This window comes from Corallococcus sp. Z5C101001 (genome assembly GCF_007352635.1).
In the GTDB taxonomy this organism is placed as follows: Bacteria; Myxococcota; Myxococcia; order Myxococcales; family Myxococcaceae; genus Corallococcus; species Corallococcus silvisoli.
Window position 1 is genome coordinate 14,656 of the sequence record NZ_VKLU01000001.1, and the last position, 20,737, is coordinate 35,392.

At 72.1% G+C, this 20,737-nt stretch carries 17 protein-coding genes; 7 read left to right on the forward strand and 10 right to left on the reverse strand.

What is annotated here, in order from left to right:
- Positions 1 to 10: 10 nt before the first annotated feature.
- From FOF48_RS00050 to FOF48_RS00070, 5 genes are all read right to left on the reverse strand, one after another.
- Positions 11 to 715, reverse strand: a complete 705-nt coding sequence (locus FOF48_RS00050) for a hypothetical protein (protein WP_143897493.1) — start codon at positions 713 to 715, stop codon at positions 11 to 13.
- 207 nt (positions 716 to 922) lie between these two features.
- Positions 923 to 1,249 carry a hypothetical protein gene (locus FOF48_RS00055; protein ID WP_143897494.1) on the reverse strand — a complete coding sequence of 109 codons (327 nt, stop codon included), beginning with the start codon at positions 1,247 to 1,249 and terminating at the stop codon, positions 923 to 925.
- A 62-nt stretch (positions 1,250 to 1,311) separates the two neighbouring features.
- Positions 1,312 to 1,638 (reverse strand): cytochrome c, encoded by a 327-nt coding sequence (locus tag FOF48_RS00060; RefSeq protein WP_143897496.1) that lies wholly within the window; start codon positions 1,636 to 1,638, stop codon positions 1,312 to 1,314.
- A gap of 47 nt (positions 1,639 to 1,685) precedes the next feature.
- The gene (locus FOF48_RS00065) at positions 1,686 to 3,380 is read right to left on the reverse strand and encodes a hypothetical protein (RefSeq protein ID WP_143897498.1); all 1,695 of its coding nucleotides are present in this window, start codon (positions 3,378 to 3,380) and stop codon (positions 1,686 to 1,688) included.
- Positions 3,381 to 3,387: 7 nt separating this feature from the next.
- The gene (locus tag FOF48_RS00070) at positions 3,388 to 4,719 is read right to left on the reverse strand and encodes a bifunctional glycosyltransferase/class I SAM-dependent methyltransferase (RefSeq protein WP_143897501.1); all 1,332 of its coding nucleotides are present in this window, start codon (positions 4,717 to 4,719) and stop codon (positions 3,388 to 3,390) included.
- 218 nt (positions 4,720 to 4,937) lie between these two features.
- On the opposite strand from FOF48_RS00070, the gene FOF48_RS00075 reads away from it, so the two are divergent.
- The 5 genes from FOF48_RS00075 to FOF48_RS00095 are packed head-to-tail and all read left to right on the forward strand — an operon-like array spanning position 4,938 to position 12,065.
- Entirely contained in the window at positions 4,938 to 7,133 is a 2,196-nt protein-coding gene (locus FOF48_RS00075; RefSeq protein ID WP_143897502.1) for a polysaccharide biosynthesis tyrosine autokinase, read from the forward strand.
- Entirely contained in the window at positions 7,130 to 8,371 is a 1,242-nt protein-coding gene (locus FOF48_RS00080) for a glycosyltransferase (RefSeq protein ID WP_143897504.1), read from the forward strand. The genes FOF48_RS00075 and FOF48_RS00080 overlap by 4 nt, the downstream gene beginning before the upstream one ends.
- Before the next feature lie 10 nt (positions 8,372 to 8,381).
- Entirely contained in the window at positions 8,382 to 9,506 is a 1,125-nt protein-coding gene (locus FOF48_RS00085) for a glycosyltransferase (RefSeq protein ID WP_143897506.1), read from the forward strand.
- Positions 9,507 to 9,526: 20 nt separating this feature from the next.
- A complete protein-coding gene (locus FOF48_RS00090; protein ID WP_143897508.1) occupies positions 9,527 to 10,960 on the forward strand; it encodes a hypothetical protein in 1,434 nt (477 codons plus the stop codon).
- Positions 10,961 to 10,979: 19 nt separating this feature from the next.
- Positions 10,980 to 12,065: a glycosyltransferase family 4 protein gene (locus tag FOF48_RS00095; RefSeq protein ID WP_143899055.1), complete on the forward strand. Its 1,086-nt coding sequence runs from the start codon at positions 10,980 to 10,982 to the stop codon at positions 12,063 to 12,065.
- Positions 12,066 to 12,068: 3 nt separating this feature from the next.
- Here the strand turns inward: FOF48_RS00095 and FOF48_RS00100 are convergent, their stop codons facing one another.
- From FOF48_RS00100 to FOF48_RS00120, 5 genes are read right to left on the reverse strand one after another with little or no spacing between them, the layout of a single operon-like run.
- Positions 12,069 to 13,220: a glycosyltransferase family 4 protein gene (locus tag FOF48_RS00100; RefSeq protein WP_143897510.1), complete on the reverse strand. Its 1,152-nt coding sequence runs from the start codon at positions 13,218 to 13,220 to the stop codon at positions 12,069 to 12,071.
- Complete coding sequence (locus tag FOF48_RS00105) at positions 13,217 to 14,452, reverse strand: glycosyltransferase family 4 protein (protein WP_143897512.1); 1,236 nt, start codon at positions 14,450 to 14,452, stop codon at positions 13,217 to 13,219. Before FOF48_RS00105 ends, FOF48_RS00100 begins: the two co-directional genes overlap by 4 nt.
- A gap of 15 nt (positions 14,453 to 14,467) precedes the next feature.
- A complete protein-coding gene (locus FOF48_RS00110) occupies positions 14,468 to 15,592 on the reverse strand; it encodes a glycosyltransferase family 1 protein (protein ID WP_143899056.1) in 1,125 nt (374 codons plus the stop codon).
- Positions 15,593 to 15,615: 23 nt separating this feature from the next.
- Positions 15,616 to 16,779, reverse strand: coding sequence for a glycosyltransferase (locus tag FOF48_RS00115; protein ID WP_143897514.1), 1,164 nt, complete (start codon positions 16,777 to 16,779; stop codon positions 15,616 to 15,618).
- Positions 16,776 to 18,287: an oligosaccharide flippase family protein gene (locus FOF48_RS00120; protein ID WP_143897516.1), complete on the reverse strand. Its 1,512-nt coding sequence runs from the start codon at positions 18,285 to 18,287 to the stop codon at positions 16,776 to 16,778. Before FOF48_RS00120 ends, FOF48_RS00115 begins: the two co-directional genes overlap by 4 nt.
- 244 nt (positions 18,288 to 18,531) lie before the next feature.
- On the opposite strand from FOF48_RS00120, the gene FOF48_RS00125 reads away from it, so the two are divergent.
- Both FOF48_RS00125 and FOF48_RS00130 read left to right on the forward strand, forming a co-directional pair.
- Positions 18,532 to 19,557: an ROK family protein gene (locus FOF48_RS00125; protein ID WP_143897518.1), complete on the forward strand. Its 1,026-nt coding sequence runs from the start codon at positions 18,532 to 18,534 to the stop codon at positions 19,555 to 19,557.
- A 25-nt stretch (positions 19,558 to 19,582) separates the two neighbouring features.
- The gene (locus FOF48_RS00130) at positions 19,583 to 20,731 is read left to right on the forward strand and encodes a glycosyltransferase family 4 protein (protein WP_143897520.1); all 1,149 of its coding nucleotides are present in this window, start codon (positions 19,583 to 19,585) and stop codon (positions 20,729 to 20,731) included.
- Positions 20,732 to 20,737: the final 6 nt, after the last annotated feature.

The following is a 20,737-nucleotide window of genomic DNA, read 5'->3' on the forward strand; positions in this document are numbered from 1 at the left end:
GGCGGCGAAGTTACGGAAGCGTGGTGGTCGTCGAATCGTCGGGCGCCTTCTGGTCCGTCGGATTGTTGTAGGTCATGTCCGGGCCGCAGCCCTTGGTGATGCAGCCCGGCGTGAAGACGGAGGTGCCGTCGGCGTTGTTGACCAGCGCCTGGGTCATCACGCGCGTCGGACGGCCGTTCGCGCTGGTCACCTCGCCCACGGAGAGGATCCACACCTGACGGTTGGCGTCGACGCTGGAGTTTTCGTCGTCGATGTCGTCCCGGACGAAGACGCGGTAGCGCACGTTGCGCTGCTCCGGGTAGACGACGCCGGCGGGGATTTCCGTCGCGTCGAGGTCGGCGACGCGGAGGCTGTATTCGTTCCAGTTGCCCGCGCCTGCTCCGGGCAGCAGCTCGTACCAGGGCGGATTGGCGGTGGCCATGCCGGGGATGTCCGTGACTGGGACGGCCCCCCCCAACGCGTTGGGCAGGTTCAGGGTGGGCTGAGGGGAGTTGGCCGCCATCATCAGGCGCACCGCCTCGCGGCCTTCCGCGAGGCCCGCCTCGGCGGCGAAGAACGCCTGCTTCCTGCGGCGGGTGTCCGCCTGGCTGTCGGCCTCGCGGCCCACCACGCTGAAGCTGAGCATCACCGCCATGGTCACGACGGCAACCACTCCCAGTGCGAGCAGGAGCGTGAAGCCGCGGGGCCGGCGGCGGAGGGTTGGGCGAAGCACCATCGGGGACTCCTTCGCATGCCCCTGGGGGGAGGCACGGCTTGGGAGCCCGGAACAGCAATCCCCGTGCCGAAAGATTCAGCACTCAACCCGCTGGAATAAGGGATGTCCGCGAGTGGGGGGGTACCGTCTGACGTCAGGGGACTGCGCAAAGTTTGCGAGCCCCCTCATTCTTGCGAGGTCGCGGCCCTCTTTCGGGCCGCGACGGTGCTAGCGCTGGCCGCCGCGAAGGGCGGCGCGCAGGCGGAGCATGTCGTCCAGGACGCCCGGATCCACCAGCTCCAGGGCGGCCTTCTGGGACAGGCCGCGTGGCTGCTGGCGGTACTCCTCTTCGTCCTCCTCGCCGCCGCCCTTTCCGCCCTTGCCGCCGTCGCCACCCTTGCCGCCGCCCTTGCCGTCGCCGCCCTTGGGCATCAGCGCCACCGGCTGCGAGATGCCCGACTCCAGGCGGGGGAAGGCATTGGCGTCGGCGCGCACCGAGGCGAAGACGCTGACCATGGACAGGCAGAACACGATGGCGACGGTGAGGGTCTTCATGGCGGCTCCAATTCTCCCAGGCTTCACGACGCCCATGCGCCAGCGGTTATTCACGCGGCCCGCTACTTCGCCTTGAAGGTGCGGATGTATCCCACCAGGGCGTCGATCTGCTCCGGGGTGAGCTTGTCCTTGTAGGCCTTCATCTTGGGGTTGTCGGAGGAGCCGTTGGCGATGACCCCGCGCAGTTCGGCGTCCGACTCCGCCTTCTGCCAGGAGGCCCGGCTCATGTCGGGGATGGACTCCTTCTTGCCCATGCGCGTCTGGGCACGGCCATCCGCGCCGTGGCACCCCTTGCAGCTCTTGTCCCAGAGCGCCGCGGTGTCGTCGGCGAAGGCAGCGGCTGGGGCGCACAGCAGGAGGGGGAACAGCAGGGACCACCGCGTCGTCATGCACCGTCTCCGGGAGAAAGGGCGCCAGTATAGCGACCCCCGCGCGCTCAGGAACCGGCGTGGGGCCAGAACGCAGGAGACGGGCGATCCGGGGGCTGGAGCCAGACGGACTCCAGGAAGCGCACCGCGTTCTGGTCCGCCCGGTCGTTCCGGGTGAACGCCGCCTGCGCGCCCCCGAGCACCGCCAGCGTCGCGAGCCCCGCCGCCCAGGCCTTGGGGGAGGCGCCGTGTCCGGACGCGTCCCGGCCCAGCGCGAGGAAGACGCATGCCGCCACGGCGAGGAGCGCCGCGAACAGCACCGCGCCCGCGAGCGCGGTGGGCAAGCCCCCGAAGGCGAGCAGGTTGGGCGGATGGTAGCCGCCCAGGAGCAGCGGCCGGGCCAGCGCGAGCACGGGGGTGGAGACGTCGTCGGGGATGTAGTTGATGAACGTGGCCAGCCCGGTCATCAGCACCGACGCCGAGCACAGCATGGCCGCCATGCCCGACAGCGCGGGCCGCCCGGCGCCGCGCAGCCGCTCCAGCACGAGCCCCGCGGGCAGCAGCAGGAAGGGCACCAGGCCCGTGAGGTGGCGTGGCCCGGTGGTCCAGCCCCACGAGTCATAGGTGAAGGACGACGTGAAGTACGTGTAGCCGGCGAGCGTCACCGCGGACATCCAGAAGAGGGCGCGCGCCTCCGGGGAGGTGCGGCCCTGACGCTGGAGCAGCCCGAGCCCAGGCAGCGCGAGCAGCAGGAAGGGCGACAGGGTGAAGAGCCCCCGGAGCGGGGAGAAGAACGACAGCGTGAAGGCGCGGGGATCCGGCGTGCGGATGCCCAGGAAGCCGCCCAGGTGCCACGGCTGGTAGGCTGCGTCGTTGAGGTGCTTGTAGCCCGTCTCCAGCGGATGCCCGAACGTCGCCTGGTGGTAGAGCATCAGCGCCGCGATGAAGGGCAGCGCGCCCAGCACGGCGAGCCCCGTGGCCCGCCCCAGCTTGCGCAGCCGGACCGCCCAGGGGTCCGGCGTCCCCAGCAGCGTGAGGCAGGCGTAGAGGATGAGGCCCAGCACGCCCAGCGCGCCGGTGTACTCCGCCGCGACGGTGGCGCCCGCGCACGCACCGGCCACGACGTAGCCCCGGTCGCGCCACTCGCCACGGGCCAGCCGCCACAGCGCGTAGAAGCCCGCGAAGAGCAGCACCGCCGTCGTCTGGTGGCTCATGAAGAGCAGCGAGTAGCTGAACGCGAGCGAGCCCAGCGCGTACGTCACCGTGACGCCGTCCGCGACGAGGGGCGACAGGAACGCGCGCAGGAAGCGGCGCACGAGCCACAGCAGGCCCAGCGTGGGCAGCACCGTGAGGAAGAGGCGGCTGAAGAAGACCAGCGGCACCTCCGGCACGGCGTAGCGGTGGCCGCCGCCCACGGCCCTCAGGGCCGCGTACACGGGCACCGCGGCGAAGGACAGCAGGGGCGCCTTGGACGGGTAGTACTTCCCGTTCATCACCGACAGGTCGCCCACCGGGCCGTAGTCGCGCAGGGCCTGGTTGATGTCGAGCGTCCCGTCCTCCACCAGCGCTCGCGTCTGCCACAGCCGGCACAGCTCGTTGGGCGAGCGCAGCCCCGGGTGGTACGGGAAGAGGACCACGTAGAGCGCCGCCACCAGGGCCCACACCGCCCTCGGCAGGCCGGTGGCGCGGGGCGCGGGCGCTCCGGTGGGGAGCGCTGGGGCCGCGTCGGGGGGCGGCGGAGTGGGGTGGGGCGCGGCGCTCACTCGGGCGTCAGACGGCGCGGGCGACGGCGAACAGGCTCATGCCCACGGGCAGCTTCACCTGGCGTTCGGCCTGGGCGAACAGGGGCGCCAGCGTGTCGTAGAGCTTGAGCTGGAGCTTGGGCACCGCGCGGCGGCGCAGGAGGCGGCTGTTGACGAACCAGCCCGGCAGGCCGACCAGGTTCATCCACTCCAGCGTGTCCACGCGGAAGCCGTTCTCCTCCAGCACCGCGCGCAGCGACTCCGGCGTGTAGCGGCGGTAGTGGCCCACCGCCTCGTCGATGGCGCCGAACAGCTGCGGCAGCGCCGGCACGAGGATGAGCACGCGGCCATCCGGCTGGAGGATCTGACGGAAGCGGCGCACCGCGGACGCGTCGTCCGGAATGTGCTCCATCACGTTGGACAGCACGATGGTGTCCAGCTTCTCCGCCTTCAGCGACTCCCAGTCCGCGAGCGCCACGTCGGACAGGTAGGGGCGCACGTGGGGCTTGCCGCGGAAGAGGTTCTTCAGGCGGTCCACGTAGAAGCGCTCCACCTCCAGCGCGACGAGCATCTCCGCGCCGGCCTCCAGCTCGCGGGTGATGGTGCCGATGCCCGCGCCAATCTCCAGCACGCGGCGGCCCATGTGCTCGCGGAAGCGGCGGCCCAGCCACTGGTTGTAGTGGGTGGCGCCGTCCATGCGCTCCAGCGTGGAGTAGCCCTCGTGCTGGTTGTCCGCGTCGTCGCGCACGGTGGCGTAGCGCACCAGCGTGCGCAGGCGGGCCAGGTGCGCGGAGGCCGGGCGGCGCGGCACGGCCTGCAGGGGCGGCAGGGACACTTCCGTGAGGCGGAAGAGCTGCGCGGCCAGCTTCACCACCAGCTCCGCGTCCACCGCGTCGTCGTCGCTGGTGAGCTGGATGGAGCGCAGCGCGTCCGTGCGGAAGGCGCGCAGGCCGGTGAGCGGATCCGCCAGGGCCACGTCGGTGACGAAGCGGGTGATGCCGCCCAGCGCGCGCTCGGCCATCATCTCCGGCGACATGCCGGGGCGGCGGCCGAAGACGCCGTCGGCGGTGTCGTCGCGCAGGGGCTGCACCAGGGCGTCGTAGGTGTCCGGCGAATAGGCGGCGTCCGGATCCTGGAGCACCGTGAGCGTGCCGGTGACGTGGGGGAGCGCGGCGCGGATCGCCGCTCCCTTGCCGCCCTGGGCGGCGAGGACGTGGACATTGGGTCCGGGCGTGACGTCCACCGGTCCTTCACCCGCGAGGACGACCTGAGCTTGACCGGACAGGGCGTTGGCGAAGTGGGCGGCGGCGGAGGCCGTCGCCGGGGTGAAGGGGAGGACCACGGAAAGAGCAGGAACCATGGCGCCGCTCCCTACCACAGGCGCATCCAGGGTGCGCGTTCCCGGACGGGACCGGATGGACGAGGAGCATCCAGGCGGCGGCGGTCTGATGGACAACCCGCCCGGCCCGTTGCACGCTCCGGAGGGTATTCCCCCAGCGCGATGTGGGTGCAGGTCGGGTCCGGAGGTTTCCGGCCAGTGGAGACCGCCCGCGGCAGCCACTTCCGGAGAGACGCGACGTGGAAGGTACGGTGTTGGATCCCGCCGGTGGGGCTCCCGGCGCGACGCCCGCGAGCGTGATGCACCGGGTGCGGGGCGTGTGGCGCCGGAAGTGGGTGATGTTGGGGGTGGCGCTGGCCATCACCGCGCTCACGGCCGCGTGGACGCTGCGGCAGCCGCGCATCTACGCGGCCAGCACCTCGCTCATCATCGACGTCACCGCGCCGCGCATCCTCGATGGCGAGGTGAAGGAGGTGATGGGGGAGGAGCGCAGCAACTACTGGTTCAACAAGGAGTACTACGCCACCCAGAGTGAGATCATCACCTCGCGCGCGGTGGCCAGCCGCGTGGTGGACCGACTGGGGCTTTCGAAGGACGCGGCCTTCCTGGGCCTGCCCGCGAACCAGGACCCGGCGGCGCGCGCGAAGGCGCTGGAGGACGCGGACGCGGTGGGCCTCCTGCGCTCGCGCATCCAGGTGGTGCCCGGCAAGGACTCGCGGGTGATGAACATCGGCGTGGAGGACGTGGACCCCGTGCGGGCGGCGCTGCTCTCCAACGAGGTGGCCGCCGCGTACATGGCGGAGAACCTGGCGCTCAAGCTGCGCACCACGGAGGAGGCCCGCACGTGGCTGGAGGGGCGGCTGGATGAGCTGGGCCGTCAGTCGAAGGCCGGTGAGATGGCCGTCTACGACCTGAAGAAGGACGCGGACATGCTGTCCACGTCGCTGGAGTCGCGGCTGAGCATCGTCAGCGAGCGGATCAACTCCTACAACCTGAAGCTCACCGAGGTGCGCACGCGCATCGCGGCGCAGCAGGCGCGCGTGGACGCCATCCACCGGCTGCGCAAGGACGCGGGCAACACCGACGAGACGTGGGCGGAGGCGGTGCCCGGCGCCAAGGACGGGCCCATCCAGGACCTGAAGCTGCGCTACGGCGAGCAGAAGGCCGCGTGCGCGGAGCTGTCCGAGCGCTACCTGCCGGAGCACCCGAAGCTGCTGGAGTGCAACCGCAAGCTGGAGGTCGTGCGCGACGACCTGCTCAAGAGCCTGACCAACGTGGTGCGCTCGGCGGAGACGCAGCTGGCGGAGGCGCAGGGCGAGGAGCGCAACCTCAACAAGCTGCTGGATGAGACCAAGGCCGAGGCCTTCCTGGTGAACAAGAAGGCCATCGAGTACGGGCGGCTCCAGCGCGAGTCGGACAACAACCAGCGGCTGTATGAGCTGGTGCTCAAGCGGCTGAAGGATATCGAGCTGTCGGGCCTGCTGCGCACCAGCAACGTGCGCGTGCTGGACGCCGCGCAGCCGGTGATGGTGCCGGTGCGGCCGCACGTGCGGCGCAACCTGATGGTGGGCTGGGTGATGGGGCTCCTCCTGGGCCTGGGCGTGGCGCTGTTCCTGGAGATGCTGGAGAACAGCGTCACCTCGCAGTCGGACGTGGAGGAGGTGCTGGGCCTGGCGTTCCTGGGCGTGGTGCCGCGCATGGAGGCGGTGCGGGAGCCGCGCGAGCGCGACCTGTACGTGCACCGCGCGCCGCGCTCGGCGGTGGCGGAGTGCTGCCGCGCCGTGCGCACCAACCTGCTGTTCATGTCGCCGGACCACCCCTGCAAGACGCTGGTGGTGACGTCCAGCGGTCCGCAGGAGGGCAAGTCCACCACCTGCATCAACCTGGGCGTGGCCATGGCCCAGAGCGGCAACCGCGTGTTGCTGCTGGACACGGACATGCGAAGGCCCCGGCTGCACCGCGCGTTCGGCGTGCCCAACGACCTGGGCATCAGCTCGCTGGTGGTGGGCGAGGGCTCGCTGGACAAGGCGGTGAAGAGCACGGAGGTGCCCAACCTCTTCGTGCTGCCGTGTGGGCCGCTGCCGCCCAACCCCGCGGAGCTGTTGCACACGCGCGCCTTCGCGGAGCTCCTGCGCACGGCGGCGGAGAAGTTCGACCGCATCATCCTGGACAGCCCGCCGCTCAACGCGGTGGTGGACGCCGCGGTGCTGGCCACGCAGGCGGACGGCGTGGTGATGGTGCTCAAGGCGGGGCGCACGGACCGCGGTGCCGCGAAGCGCGCGCTGCGCTCGCTGGCGGACGTGCAGGCCCGGATGTTCGGCGCCATCCTCAACGACGTGGACCTGCGCCAGCCGCGCTACGGCGACACGTACCTGGGCTACCAGGGCTATGGCCCGACGCAGGACGAGCCGAAGGGCGGGGTGGCGCCGTCGTGACGGGCGCGGGCCTGCGGGTGCTGCACCTGGGGAAGTTCTACCCGCCCGCCTCCGGTGGAATGGAGGCGCACGTGCGCACGCTGGCGAAGGCGCAGGCCGCGCTGGGCGCGCAGGTGGAGGTGCTGTGCGCGAACCACTCAGTGGATGGCACCGGCACCAGCCACGAGTTCCACGGCCGCAGTCCCACCCGGGAGGACTGGGATGGTCCGGTGCGCGTGGTGCGCCTGGGCCGGCTGGCGTCCGTGGCCCGCATGGATGTGATGCCGTCGCTGCCCTTCGTGCTGCGGCGTGCGCTGGCGCGGGGCGTGGACGTGGTGCACCTGCATGTGCCCAACCCGAGCATGGTGCTGGCGCTGGATGCCGTGCCGCGCCTGCCCCCGGTGGTGGTGACGCACCAGAGCGACATCATCCGCCAGAAGGTCGCGGGCGCGCTCTTCCGGCCGTTCGAGTGGATGTTGTACTCGCGCGCCGCGCGGCTGCTGGCCACGAGCGAGGCGTACGTGCGCGGCTCGTCGCTGCTCTCCACGTTCAGGTCGAAGGTGCGGGTGTTGCCGCTGGGCATCGAGCTGGAGGCATACCTGCACCCGTCCACGGAGGCCCGCGAAGCCCAGGCCCGCTGGACGGCGGAGGCCGCGGGCGGGCCGCTGTGGCTGATGGTGGGGCGGCTCGTCTACTACAAGGGACTGTTCACGGCGCTGGAGGCGCTGGTGCACGCGCCGGGCAGGCTCGTCATCGTGGGCGAGGGACCGCTGGCGGAGGAGGGACGTGCGCGGGCCCGCGCGCTGGGCATCGAGGCGCGCGTGACGTGGGCGGGCTATCTGTCGCCGGATGCGCTCGCGGGCGCGTACCGGGCCGCCACCGCGCTGTGGTTCCCGAGCAACGCGCGCAGCGAGGCGTATGGCCTGTCGCAGGTGGAGGCGCTGGCCAGTGGGCTGCCCGTCATCAACACCGCGGTCCCGGATTCGGGCGTGGCGTGGGTGAGCCTCCACGAGCGTACCGGGCTCACGGTGCCGGTGGGGGATGCGCGGGCCCTCGCGGCGGCGGCGCGCCGGCTGGTGGAGGAGCCGGGCCTTCGGGAGCGGCTGGGGCGTGGAGCGCGGGAGCGGGCGCTAGGTGAGTTCGGCCACGACGTGATGGCGTCGCGCAGCCTGGAGTTGTACGCGGAGGCGCTTGGACGTCAGCCCCTGGCGGAGGTCCGGCCGGGTGCGTCCGTCCGGCACGTCGCGGGTGGGAGCTGAAGGTCCGCCCATGCGCGTGCTGCATGTGTCCAGCGGCAACCTGTACGGCGGCGTCGAGACACTGCTGCGCACGCTCGCGCTCGCCGGGACAAACCGGCGCGGCGGCGCGGAGCACGCATTCGCGCTGTGCTTCGAGGGGCGTATCGCGGAGGAGCTTCGCGCGGCGGGCGCTTCCTTGACGTTGCTGGGCCCCGCGAAGGTGAGCCGTCCGTGGCGGGTCTGGGAGGCACGCCGCGCGCTGATGGCGCTGCTGAAGCGCGAGGCGTTCGACGCGGTGGTGTGTCACGCGGCATGGCCGCAGGCGCTCTTCGGTCCGGTGGCGCGCACGGCCGGGGTGCCGCTCGTCTTCTTCCAGCATGACGCCCTCACGGGTGAGCACTGGGCGGAGCGCTGGGCGCGCGTCACCGCTCCGGACCTGGCGCTGTGCAACAGCCGATACACCGCGAGCACCTTGCCGAGGGTGTATCCGCGCACGCCGTGGCGCGTGCTTCATCCGCCTGTCTCGGATGGGGGCGCGGGGCTCACCCCTTCCGAGCGCGCCTCGCTGCGGGGCGAGCTGGGCGCGGACGCGGAGGAGGTCGTCATCGTCCACGCCAGCCGCATGCAGGAGTGGAAGGGACAGCGGCTGCTGCTGGAGGCCCTGGGGCGGTTGCGGCAGGTGCCTCGCTGGAAGGCGTGGCTCGTGGGGGGCGCACAACGTCCGGAAGAGGTCGCGTACGAAGCGGGCTTGAAGGCGCAGGCCGTGGGCCTGGGGCTCGGTGAGCGGGTGCGCTTCCTGGGCCAGCGCTCGGATGTCCCCCGGTTGCTTCGCGCGGCGGAGGTGCATTGTCAGCCCAACACGGGGCCAGAGCCGTTCGGACTGGCGTTCGTCGAGGCGCTGTACGCAGGGCTTCCGGTGGTCACCACCTCTCTCGGGGGGCCGCTGGAGATCGTCGACGCGTCGTGCGGCGTGCTCGTGCCGCCGAAGCCCGAGGCGCTGGCCCGCGCGCTGCTCGCGTTGATTCAGGATGGGGACGTTCGGCGGACCCTGGGCGCCGGAGGGCCCGCGCGCGCCTCGAAGCTCAGCGCCCCGGCCGCGTTCCTGGAGGGACTGGAGCACGCGGTGCGCTCCGTGGCTCGGGAGCGTGCTCCGTGAAGGGAACACGCTTCGCTTCCATGCCTCGCCCCCAGCTCCGGGGACCCGGTGTGCTGCACTCGCGCTATGTGCGCCGCGCGCTGGAGCCCGTGGCTCGGGCGGAACCTACGCCCGCCTCCGCGCCCACGGGGTTGCTGGGCTCAGGCCGGCTGGTGGTGGCCTTCATCGTGCTGCTCTTCGTCTGCCAGCTCGCGCTGCTGGTGGAGGCGCTGGCGCCGGTGCGTGTGGTGTTCCGCATCCTGGCGTTCGGCACGAGCCTCGCGCTGCTGGCGCTGGCGAAGGGGCCTCGGCTCAAGCACCCGGCGAAGCCCTTCCTGCTGGCCTCCGCGGGGCTCACCGCGCTGAACTTCTTCCACCCGGGGACCAACAGTCCGCTCGCCGCGGCAGCGCAGCTCGGCATCCAGGTGTCCGTGTTCGCGCCGCTGTTCTGGGCGAGCCGCCTGCGCATCGACGCGAAGATGTTCGGGCGCGTGGTCCTGCTGCTCTTCCTGTTCAACATGGCGAGCGCCGCGCTGGGCATCCTCCAGGTGTCCTTCCCCGGCCGCTTCCAGCCCGCGCTGTCCGCCATCGTGGAGAGCCAGGGCGAAGGCTACGTGCGCAGCCTCCAGTTCGAGACCGCGAGCGGTGAGCGGGTGTTCCGCCCCATGGGGCTGACGGATGTCCCGGGCGGAGCCTCCACGGGCGCCTTCTACGCCGTGCTGCTCGGCGGCGCGCTCCTGCTCAGCCGCGAGGGATTGCTCAAGAAGGGGCTGGGCGCGGCGGGCATCGGCATCGGGTTGAGCTGCCTGTACCTGGGACAGGTCCGCGTCGCGGCCGTGACGCTGCTGGTGTGCATGGTCGCCATGGGGCTGGTGCTCACCGTGAGTGGCCGGTGGGTGCGCCTCATGGCGCTGGCCGGCGTCGTGGGCGGCTTCGCGGTGGTGGCCTTTGGTTGGGCGGTCGCCGTCGGCGGCGACGCGGTGCTCTCGCGGTGGAGCACCCTCACCGCGTCCGGGCCCTCGCAGGTGTATCAGGCCAACCGGGGCCGCTTCCTCGACAGCACCTTCGAGGAGGTCCTTCCGGAGTTCCCGCTGGGCGCGGGCCTGGGCCGCTACGGCATGGCCAACGCCTACTTCGGCGACAACAGCGACCGCGCCAACCCGCCGCTCTGGGCGGAGATTCAGTGGACGGCCTGGGCCTACGACGGCGGATGGCTGGGGCTCGTCTGCTACCCGCTCGCGCTGTTGGCGACGCTGGGGTGGGGCTTCCAGGTGGCCCGGCGCCGCGATGACTCGCAGGGCGAGTTCTGGCTCTGGGGCAGCCTCCTCTTCGCGTACGACCTGGGCGCGCTGGCCCAGACCTTCAGCTATCAATTCTTCATGAGCCAGATGGGCATGGAGTTCTGGCTGCTCAACGCGGCCTTCTTCAGTGCGTACTGGAACCGGAATGCGGCCGTACACCCTCATCGCCGGTGACTTCGTGTCCACCGGAGGCATGGACCGCGCGAACCTCGCGCTGGCGGACTGGCTCGCGCGCCAGGGCGGGTCGGTGCGGCTGGTGGCGCACCGGGTGGCGGACTCGCTCCTGCGCTACCCCAACGTGCGCTTCGTCCGCGTGCCCAAGCCCGCGAATGCGTACCTGCTGGGCGAGCCGCTGCTCGACGCGGTGGGGCGCTTCTGGGCCGCGCGCACGCTGGCGCAAGGCGGGCAGGTGGTGGCCAACGGCGGCAACTGCGAGGTGCCCGCCGCCAACTGGGTCCACTACGTCCACGGCGCGCATGCCCCCGAGCCCGTCGAGAATCCCCTGCGCCGGCTCAAGGGATACGTGAGTCACCGCGTGTTTCTGCGCCGCGAGCAACGCGCGCTGCGCCGCGCGCGCATCATCCTCGCGAACTCGGAGCGCACGCGGCAGGACCTGCTGGCCGCGACGGGCGTGGACGCCTCCCGCGTCCACGTCGTGTACCTGGGCGGCGACCCCGCGCGCTTCGCGTCCACGTCTCCCGAGCTCCGCCGCGAGGCCCGGGCGTCGCTGGGCTGGTCCGCCGAACGGCGCGTGGCGCTGTTCGTGGGCGCGCTGGGCGACCGGCGCAAGGGCTTCGACACGCTCTTCCAGGCCTGGGCGCGCCTGTGCTCGCGGCCTGAGTGGGACGTGGACTTGTGCGTGGTGGGGACGGGCGCGCAACGCGAAACCTGGGAGCGCGCCGCGCGCGAGCAGGGGCTGGACGGACGGATCCGCTTCCTGGGCTTCCGCGAAGACGTGCCTCGCCTGCTGGCCGCCGCGGATCTGCTCGTGTCACCCACGCGCTATGAGTCCTATGGGCTGGGCGTGCACGAGGCGCTGTGCGTGGGCATCCCCGCGCTGGTGAGCCGTTCGGCGGGCGTGGCGGAGCGCTATCCGCCTTCGCTCCAGGGGTTGCTGCTGGAAGACCCCGAGGACGTGGCGGAGCTGGTGCGGCGCCTGGAGTCATGGCGAGCCCAGGGCGGGGAGTGGATGCCCGGCGTGGCCGCGCTGTCGTCGGAGCTTCGGGCCTGGACGTGGGACGCCATGGCGGCGGCGGTGGTGGCGCGGCTGGAGGCGTGAGCTTCAGGTGCCCCGCTGGAGCACCTGCTCGAAGAAGTCGAGGTGCGCCCGGGCAACCACCGGCCATGCGAAGCGAGACGTCGCGCGCTCGCGGCCCCTCGCGGCCAGCTCCTGGCGCAGGGCGGGGCTCTCCAACAGCTCCGCGAGCGCGGCGGTCCACGCGTTGCCATCCGCCTCCGGAAGGATGCGACCAGCGTCCCCCACGGTGTGCGGAATCTCTCCCGAGTCACTGGCGAACACGGGCACGCCACATGCGAAGGCCTCCGCGAGCATCCGGCCGAACTGCTCCTTCCACGCGGGCGTCGTCTGGCTGGGCGCGCAGAGCACGTCCATCGCGTTGAGCGCGCGAGGGACCTCCGCGTGCTTGACGCCCGTGACGATGCGCACGGAGTCTCCGTGGCGCTCCGCCCATGCGCGCAGCTCTCCTTCCATGGGGCCGCCACCGACGAAGAGGGCACGCCACGGAGTGCGCAGGGCGTCGAGCGCGCCCATGAGCAGGCGCAGGCCCTTCTCCGGAACGAAGCGCCCCAGGCAGCCCACCACGGGAGGTCCTTCGTGCTTCCAGCCGAGGCCCTCGCGGAAGGCGCGGCCTGCTTCAGGCGCCGGCTGGAAGTGCTCCACGTCCACTCCCACGGGGATGAAGCGCGAGGGACGCAGCGCATAGCCGGGCCGGGCGAGGAGCGTGTCGTGTACGGTCTGGCCCCAGGCGATCCACCCCGCGGCGCGGCGCACCACGAAGCGCTCGGCCTGCGCGAAGGGTGGGGGATAGCGCTTGGCCAGGTTCTGGAACGTGCAGAAGACGAGCGGCACGTGGCGCGGTGTCAGCAGCGCCACCTCCAGGCCCGAGAACACATAGGGCTCCTCCCATGCGTGCACCAGATCCACGCCGTCCGACAGCCGTGCGCGCAGCTCGGGTCCGTAGACGAAGCCGTGCAGGGAGCGGCTGAAGAAGACGCGCACGGCCTCCAGGTTCACGGACTCGGTGGCGTCGCGCTGGAGCACCAGCGGGCCCAGATCCCCATGGAAGGCGCGAGGCGCCACGGCGGTGACATCCCAGCGGCCCGCTCCCACGCGGGTCATCTCGTTGGCCAGCCGCCGGTTGAGGGTGACGACATACGAGTGCGAGACGGTGACGAGCTTCCAGGGGCGCTTCATGAATGTCCTCGTGGGGAGACGAGGCCCCGGTACACCTCGAGGATGTCCCGGGTGTAGCGCTCGCGGGAGAAGCGGTAGACGGCGGTCGCGCGGGCAGAGAAGGCCAGGGTGTCTCGCAGGCCTTCGTCCTCCAACAGCCGGCGCAGCGCCGCCGCGAGCGTGTTCGCGTTTCCGGGGGCGATGGCCAGGACGTCCGCTTCGTTCCGCAGCGACTCCGCGGCGCCGCTGGACCGCGAGATGACGGCGGCACGGCCGCAGGCGAGCGCCTCCGCGATGGTGAGGCCGAAGGGTTCGCGGCGGGTGCTCGCGTGCACGAAGACGTCCAGGGCCCGGTAGACGCGGGCGGGCTCGGGCTGGAAGGGCACGAAGCCCACGCGGCCCGTCAGGCCGTGGCGCTCCACCCACTCGCGCAGCTCCGCTTCGGTGAACTGCGAGCCCGCCGTGCGGTAGAGCGGGGCGCCCACGAGATAGAAGCGCACGGGGAGGTCCGGTCGCTGACGCGTCAGCAGGGCCGCGGCCTCCAGGAAGACGTCGTGCCCCTTCCAGCGTGCGTAGGTCGCCACCAGCCCCACGCGCGGCGTCCCCGGCGGCGCGGGGGGCAGCGCCGCCAGTTCATCCAGGTGCGCGCCGTCACCAGGACCCGGGGAGAACCGCTCCACGTCCACGCCGTTGGGGACGACGTGCACGGGCACGTCCCCGAGCACGGCGCGCGCGTCTTCGCCCACGGCCTGCGAGTTCGCGATGGCGGCCGACGCCAGGAGCCGCATCCCCATGAGGGCACGGCGCACGAGGGGACGTTCACCGAGGAAGTCGTGCACGTGCCACACGAGCGGAATCGCGAGCCCGGTGGTGGCCGCGCTCAACAGGTGCGTCTTGATGCCATTCGAGTGGATCAGGTCGGGCGCCACGTCGCGCACCGCGCGCCGGAGCTCCAGGCCGTAGCGGGCCAGCATCAGCGGCGTGGGAGCCAGGTCGCGCGTGAAGCGCCAGAGGCCGGCCCGGCCCTGGCCCCTCAGTCCACTGTCGCCGAGCGCGGCCAGGGAGTCGGGAAGCGCGAGCACGCGGGTCTCCACGCCGAGGCCCCGGGCAAGCTCCACGAGTGGCCCGTCCGTGCCCGCGATGAGGTGCAGCGACAGCGCGGGCTCCATCTTGCGCAGACAGGCGAGGAGATCGACGAGCGCGCGCTCGGCGCCGCCCAGGATTCCCACGGGGTTGAGGAACAGGATGCGCACGCGGAAGCGACCGAATCAGACCCGTCCGGGCCGGTCAAGGCGATGCAGGTACGCGTCCAGCACCGTGCGCGCGTGGGCGCTCCAGGTGAAGCGTGCGGCCCGGGCTCGCCGCGTCTCCGGCTCCGGCGCGGGGCCGCGCCCGGTGAGCAATGCATCCACCGTGTCCGTCCACGCGGCCACGTCTCCCACCGGGCAGTACGTGCAGGCGTCGGCGCCCACTTCGCGCAGCACGGGCAGGTCGCTGGCCACCACGGGGACGCCACAAGCCAGGGCTTCGATGACCGGCAACCCGAAGCCTTCCGCCTCGCTGGGGACCAGCACCGCGCGCGCCTTGCGGTAGAGGCCCGCGAGCGTGGCTCGCTCCTGCCGGGGCGGCCGCAGCAGCGCATCCTCCAAGCCGAGCCGTGCGACCCGCGCCTGTTGCGCCGTGTCCAGGTCTCCGCCCTGTTGCACCAGCATGAGGTCCGGGTGCCGTGCGCGCAGCGCCGCGAAGACGTCGAAGAGCACGTCCAGGCGCTTGCGGCGGATGGCGCTTCCGACATGCAGCAGGTACGGGCGTCCGTGGAGCGGCGCGAGCACCGCGTCGCTGGCGTCTCCGGGAACAGGGGCCGGCCGGTACTCTGGTGACACGCCGTACGGAGCCCACACCAGCCGCTCGGGAGGCACCACGCCGTGCGCGAGCAGTTCCTCCCGCACCTGCTGCGTGCCGTGGAAGACGATGGCCGCGCGCTCCAGCCCCTTGAGCGTGGTGCGCGCCATCAGGCGGAACCACGCCGGCCGTGGTTCGCGGTGGGGTTCCAGGACGGAGCGGAAGGCATCCAGGTCATGGCAGAAGACGCCGGTGCGGTCCGCTGGCAACGCGTGGACGAGCTGCGCGTAGGTGTGGTCCACGACGTGGAACGCATCATGGCCGCGGCGCTCTCGCAGCAGGCGCGTGGGGTAGAGGCTGAAGCGTGTGAGCAGCCGGTCCGCGTTGAAGGCGGCCTTGCTGTTCCCCACGCTGGGCAGTCCTCGCAGGACGCGAGGGATGGATGGCCGCACACGGGCGACGTCGACCTCGGCGGGAAAGGCCGTCAGCCCCTCCGCGAGCGCTTCGCCCACCAGGTCCATGCTGGGCCAGCCCTCCTCGCGCGGATCCATCAGGACCTTCAGTCGCAAGGCACTCACGGGCTGTCCCTGAACACAGGAGGGGCCTGACGCAGCAGATGCGCGACCGTGTGCTCCAGGGCGAAGTGCTCACGGTAGACGCGGCTCGCCCGCTCACCCAGGGCCCGGCGCTCCTCTCCGTTCTCCAGCAGGTGCTCCACGAGCTCCAACAACGCACCGGGGGATGCGTCGTCCGCGAGCGCCACGGGGCGCAGCTCACGCCACAGCGGTTCGGTCAGGTGTCCGGTGTGGGTGACGATGGGGAGGCCCAGGCCCAGGCCTCCCATCGCGCTGCTGCGCCGCGCGCTGACGCCATCCGGGTACGGCTGCAACAACACCTCCGACGCGCTCAGGTGCGCGGCGACGTCCTCCGGTGACAGGCCGTCCCTCGCGTGGAGCCTGCGGGCCAGCGCTGGATGCCTCCGCGCGATGGCGTCGCACCAGCCCTGGCTGCCCCGGCCCAGCAGCAGCGCTTGCCGCCGTTCATCGCGCTGCAACAACGGGACGAGCACCGCCTCCAGTGGCTTCGCGATGGCCGCGCCATAGGTGCCGAAATGCGCCACGCACGGTGTCCCCCCCAACGCCTCGCGCACCGCTCGCACGGCCTCCCGCGAGACCTCGAGGGGTAGGGGACTGGCGATGGGACACCACCGGGCCCGCGTGCGCAGCGGCTCCGGAAGATGCTCCGCCCATGCGGGGATGGAGACGTAGGCGCGCCCCACGCCATGCGCCAGCGTGCGCAACATGACGCGTGTGACGCCCGCGAGCACCTGATGCCGCCACGGCGCACCCGCGCTCCATGGGTACACTGCTTCGTGGAGGAACAGCTCGCGCTCGTCCTGCCGCCTCGCCGCGAACCACGCGCAGAACGGCACGTTCATCGCCTTCCAGCCGAACGCATGCGGTACGTACTGGAGCAAGAGCCTCCGGGGGCCCGGATACGCATCCAGCTCCCGTGTCAGGCGCGGCAAGCCCAGCGGCGTGAAGAGGCCGGGCCAGCGGTGCACCGTGACGCCCTGCTCCTCCGTGACGGCCTCGGTCCCCGGGGTCCACACCCGCACCGTCTCCCCCGCCTTCACCAGCGCCTGGGCGATGCTCCTCGAATGGTCGGAGACTCCGCCGGGCGCGGGCGGATACTCGCCGGTCAGCAGGTGCCACGTCGGGGCCGCGGGACGGCTCACGGCGGCGCCCGCCTCGCGCGCACCTGCTGGACGAGGCCGCGCAGCTCCCCCAGCAGCGACAGGCCGCGCCGCGTGGCTTCGCGCGCGAGCACCAGCGCGGTCAGCACGCCCGCCGCCACCAGCGCCTGCACCAGCAGGCCATCCTCTCCCATCGCGAGCCGGGAGAGCCCCAGCGCCAGCGCGAGCAGCGCGCCCACCGTGAGGAACGGCTCCATCACCTCGACCTCGAGCCGCGACAGGCTCGGGTTGCGTCGCGCCACCAGCCGCGCCGTCACCCACAGCTCGGTGAGCGTGATGACCGTCGCGCTCACCCCGACGCCGACGATGCCCCACCGCATCACCGCGAGCGCCCCCAGGGCGAAGCGCGCGAGGCTGGCGGCGGTGGCGACGTACATCCGCTCCCGCGCGTGTCCGCTGGCGTGCTGTTGCGAGTGCAGCAGGCCCTGCACCGCCTGCATCGAGGCCTCGATGGTGAACCACTGCACCAGCGTGGACGCGAGGCTCCAGCGCGCTCCGAAGACCACCGGGATGAAGGGCGGCAGCGCGATGACACCGAAGGGGATGGCCAGGCACAGGACCGCGCTGACGCGCCGGATGGACGTGCGCAGGTACTCCGCCAGCGCGACCGGATCCTGCTGCATGCGGCTGTAGGCTGGATACGCGACGCGCGTGAGGACGCTGCTCAGCGCCAGCGGCACGGAGGCCAGGGCGCTCGCCCAGTTCACCAGCCCCACCGCGTCCTTGCCCTCCATGCGCCCCACCACGAGCGGAATCCAACCCTGGAGCGCGGCGGGGATGATGCCGGTGAGCTGGAACCAGATGCCGAAGGCGAGCAGCCGCTTCACGATGTCCCACCGGAACGCGCCCCTCGGCCTCCAGCCCGCCGCCGCCCAGAGCATCAACATGCCCAGGCCGCCTCGCACCAGCCCTCCGCCGATGAGCGACCACGCGCCGCAGTGCAACCACGCCAGCAGGATGGTGGCCGCCGTCTGCGCGATGCCCTCGATGAGCTCGATGCGCGCGAGCTTGGGGAAGTGGAGCTGACGCTCCAGCACCATGATGGGAATCACTCGCAGCGAGTGGAAGAACAACCCCAGCGCCATCACGCTCACCATCGACGCGCCCGAAGGGCCCAGGTCGTACGAGCGCGACAGCCACGGCGCGAGCAACAAGAGCACGCCCACGATGAGGACGGTGAACGCCTGGTGGCTCCAGAACGCGGTGCTGATCTCATCCTGGGTGGGCTCGTGCTGCTGGCGCACCAGCGAGGCGCTGAGGCCCAGGTCCCCCAGGAACGCGCCCATCGCGGCGGTGAAGGCGACGATGGCGAACGCGCCGTAGTCCCCCGGGAACAGCAGGTGCGACAGGGCGAGCGAGCTCACCACGCGCAGCCCCAGGGAGCCGAGCGTCCGCAGGCCCAGCGCGATGATGGAGCGCTGGGCGCGGACCTTCACGTCCGACGTGCCCAGCTCCGGTGCGTCGGGCGTGGAGGTGGGACGGCTGCTCATGGGAAGGCGGGGCGCTCCACGAAGGGGACTGGCGCTCAAGCCTATATGCGCCCTTGCTTCCGGCGAACAAGGGCCGGAGGAGGAGGGCGCGCGGTTCTCCTCCGAGGCGGAAGGGCCCGGATGCAGCCCCGGGGAGCGGGCGAGCGGCCCCGGGGGTTCCCGGCACGGCGGCCCCTGCGGGAACGCCACTGCGCAGATTGTGCCGCGTGCGGCCACCAGTGCGCCGCGAACCAGGGGGCGCGACATGGCCGACGCTTCAGCGAAGAACGGGCACGGAGCCACGAACGGGACACCGAAGGACGCGGCTCGCGCATGGGGAGGCATCGACCTGGGCGGCACCAAGATTGAAGCCGTCGTCGTGGACGCGAGCGGCGAGGTGCTGGGCCGGGCCCGCCACCTGACTCCCGCCGAGGGCGGCCCGGACGTGATCGTGAAGGAACTCTACGGCACGCTGGGCGAAGCGGCGAAGACGGCGGGCATCGAACCCGCGAAGCTCGCCGGGGTGGGCGTGGGCGCTCCAGGCGCGGTGGATGCCAACAGCGGCACGCTCGCGCACACGGCCAACGTGGCGGGGGGGTGGGAGGCGCCGTATCCGCTCGCCTCGGACCTGGGCGACCTCGTGGGCGGCAAGGTGGTGCTGGGCAACGACGTGCAGGTCGCGGTCGCCGCCGAGTACAAGCTGGGCGCGGGGCGCGACTACCGCTCACTGCTGGGCGTGTGGTGGGGCACGGGCGTTGGCGGCGGGCTGGTGCTCAATGGCGTGCCATGGCGGGGGCAGGGGGCCGCCGGTGAGATTGGCCACATGGTGGTGAAGCCCAACGGCGCGCGCTGTGGCTGCGGCCGGCGCGGCTGCATGGAGGCCTACGCGGGCCGGGCGTCCATGGAGCGCAAGGCGCGCAGCGCGGCGAGGAAAGGGGAGAAGACGGTCCTGTTCGACATCATGCGCGAGAAGCACCGCACGCGCCTGTCGAGCGGCGTGTGGGCGCGGGCGCTGAAGGAGAAGGATCCGCTGGCGACGCGGCTCATCGACCGGGCCATCGAGATGCTGGGCGCGACGCTCGCGTCCGTCATCAACCTGCTGGACCTGGAGGCCATCGTCATCGGAGGCGGGCTGGGGTCCCGGCTGGGGCCGGCCTACCTGGGCCGCATCCAGGACGCCATGTACCCGCACCTGTTCATCACGGAGCGCAGGCCCGCGATGCATGTGTCGACGCTGGGGGACTTGTCCGGCGCCATTGGCGCGGCGCTGCTCGCGGGCCCGCAGATGTGAGGGGCGCCTGCTATGAAGCGCGCGCATGCGCGTGCTCCTGGCCATCCACCACCCGCTGTCCCAGGACCTGGGTGCGCCCGGCGTGACGCTCGCGCTGGGCCGGGCGCTCCAGGCCCGGGGCTGCACCGTGGACTACTACAGCTACGGCGAGGCCTTCCCTGGGGAGCGGCACCACTCCGCGCTCCATAACCTCCGCTTCCCGTGGATCCTCTCCGCGCACCTCGCCCGCGCCGCAAGGAACTACGACGTGCTCGACGTCACCACCGGCGACGCCTGGCCCTGGGCCCGCGCGGGCCGCCCCGGCGCCGCCGCGCGCCACGCGCTGGTGACGCGCAGCCACGGCCTGGAGCACACCGTCTCCGAACAGCTCCGCGCCGACGCGCGCGAGGGCAAGGCGCGCCTGAGCTGGAAGTACCCGCTGTACCACGGGGGCTTCCGCCTCTGGGAAGTGGCGCAGACGCTGCGCCTCGCGGACCGCTCCGTGCTCCTCAACGAAGCGGATGCCGCCTACGCGCGTGAACGGCTGCGCGTCCCCGCGCCGAAGCTGAGCCTCATCCCCCACGGCCTCGCGGAGGCCTTCCACGGACTGCCCGCGCCCGCGCCACCTCCGGACGGACCGCTGCGCCTCGCGACCGTGGGCACCTTCATCCAGCGCAAGGGACGCGAGGACGTCATCGCCGCCGCGAGCCGGCTGCACGCCTGGGGGCTCGACTTCACCCTGACCCTGTACGGCACCGGCACCCCCGAAGCGGAGGTCCGCGGCGCCTTCCCCGCGCCCCTCCAGCCGCGCCTGCGCGTGGTGCCGCACTACGCCCACGCGACGCTGCCCGGCCTGCTCGCGCGGGAGGAGGTGCTGCTCTTCCCCAGTCACGCGGAGGGCTACGGCATGGCGCTGGTGGAGGCCATGGCCTCCGGGCTCGTGCCCGTCTCCACCCCCGTGGGCGTGGCGCCCTCCGTCGTGCACCCCGGCCGCACGGGCTTCCTCGTCCCCATCGGGGACGTGGACGCCCTGGTGCACGCGGTGCGCACGCTCGCGCGGGACACGGCCCTGCGACAGGCGCTGCGCCGCGCGGCCCAGGCTCAAGTCCAGGGACTCACCTGGCCCGACATCGCCACCCGCACCCTGTCGCTTTACGAAGAAGTCCTGCGTGTCGGCTCTCTTGGAAGCAGGTAGGCAGGC

Coding starts and splice junctions, on each gene's coding strand:
- FOF48_RS00050 (WP_143897493.1), bottom strand. CDS start 715: ATGGTGCTTCGCCCAACCCTCCGCCGCCGGCCCCGCGGCTTCACGCTC.
- FOF48_RS00055 (WP_143897494.1), bottom strand. CDS start 1,249: ATGAAGACCCTCACCGTCGCCATCGTGTTCTGCCTGTCCATGGTCAGC.
- FOF48_RS00060 (WP_143897496.1), bottom strand. CDS start 1,638: ATGACGACGCGGTGGTCCCTGCTGTTCCCCCTCCTGCTGTGCGCCCCA.
- FOF48_RS00070 (WP_143897501.1), bottom strand. CDS start 4,719: ATGGTTCCTGCTCTTTCCGTGGTCCTCCCCTTCACCCCGGCGACGGCC.
- FOF48_RS00085 (WP_143897506.1), top strand. CDS start 8,382: ATGCGCGTGCTGCATGTGTCCAGCGGCAACCTGTACGGCGGCGTCGAG.
- FOF48_RS00090 (WP_143897508.1), top strand. CDS start 9,527: ATGCCTCGCCCCCAGCTCCGGGGACCCGGTGTGCTGCACTCGCGCTAT.
- FOF48_RS00095 (WP_143899055.1), top strand. CDS start 10,980: ATGGACCGCGCGAACCTCGCGCTGGCGGACTGGCTCGCGCGCCAGGGC.
- FOF48_RS00100 (WP_143897510.1), bottom strand. CDS start 13,220: ATGAAGCGCCCCTGGAAGCTCGTCACCGTCTCGCACTCGTATGTCGTC.
- FOF48_RS00110 (WP_143899056.1), bottom strand. CDS start 15,592: ATGGATCCGCGCGAGGAGGGCTGGCCCAGCATGGACCTGGTGGGCGAA.
- FOF48_RS00120 (WP_143897516.1), bottom strand. CDS start 18,287: ATGAGCAGCCGTCCCACCTCCACGCCCGACGCACCGGAGCTGGGCACG.
- FOF48_RS00125 (WP_143897518.1), top strand. CDS start 18,532: ATGGCCGACGCTTCAGCGAAGAACGGGCACGGAGCCACGAACGGGACA.
- FOF48_RS00130 (WP_143897520.1), top strand. CDS start 19,583: ATGCGCGTGCTCCTGGCCATCCACCACCCGCTGTCCCAGGACCTGGGT.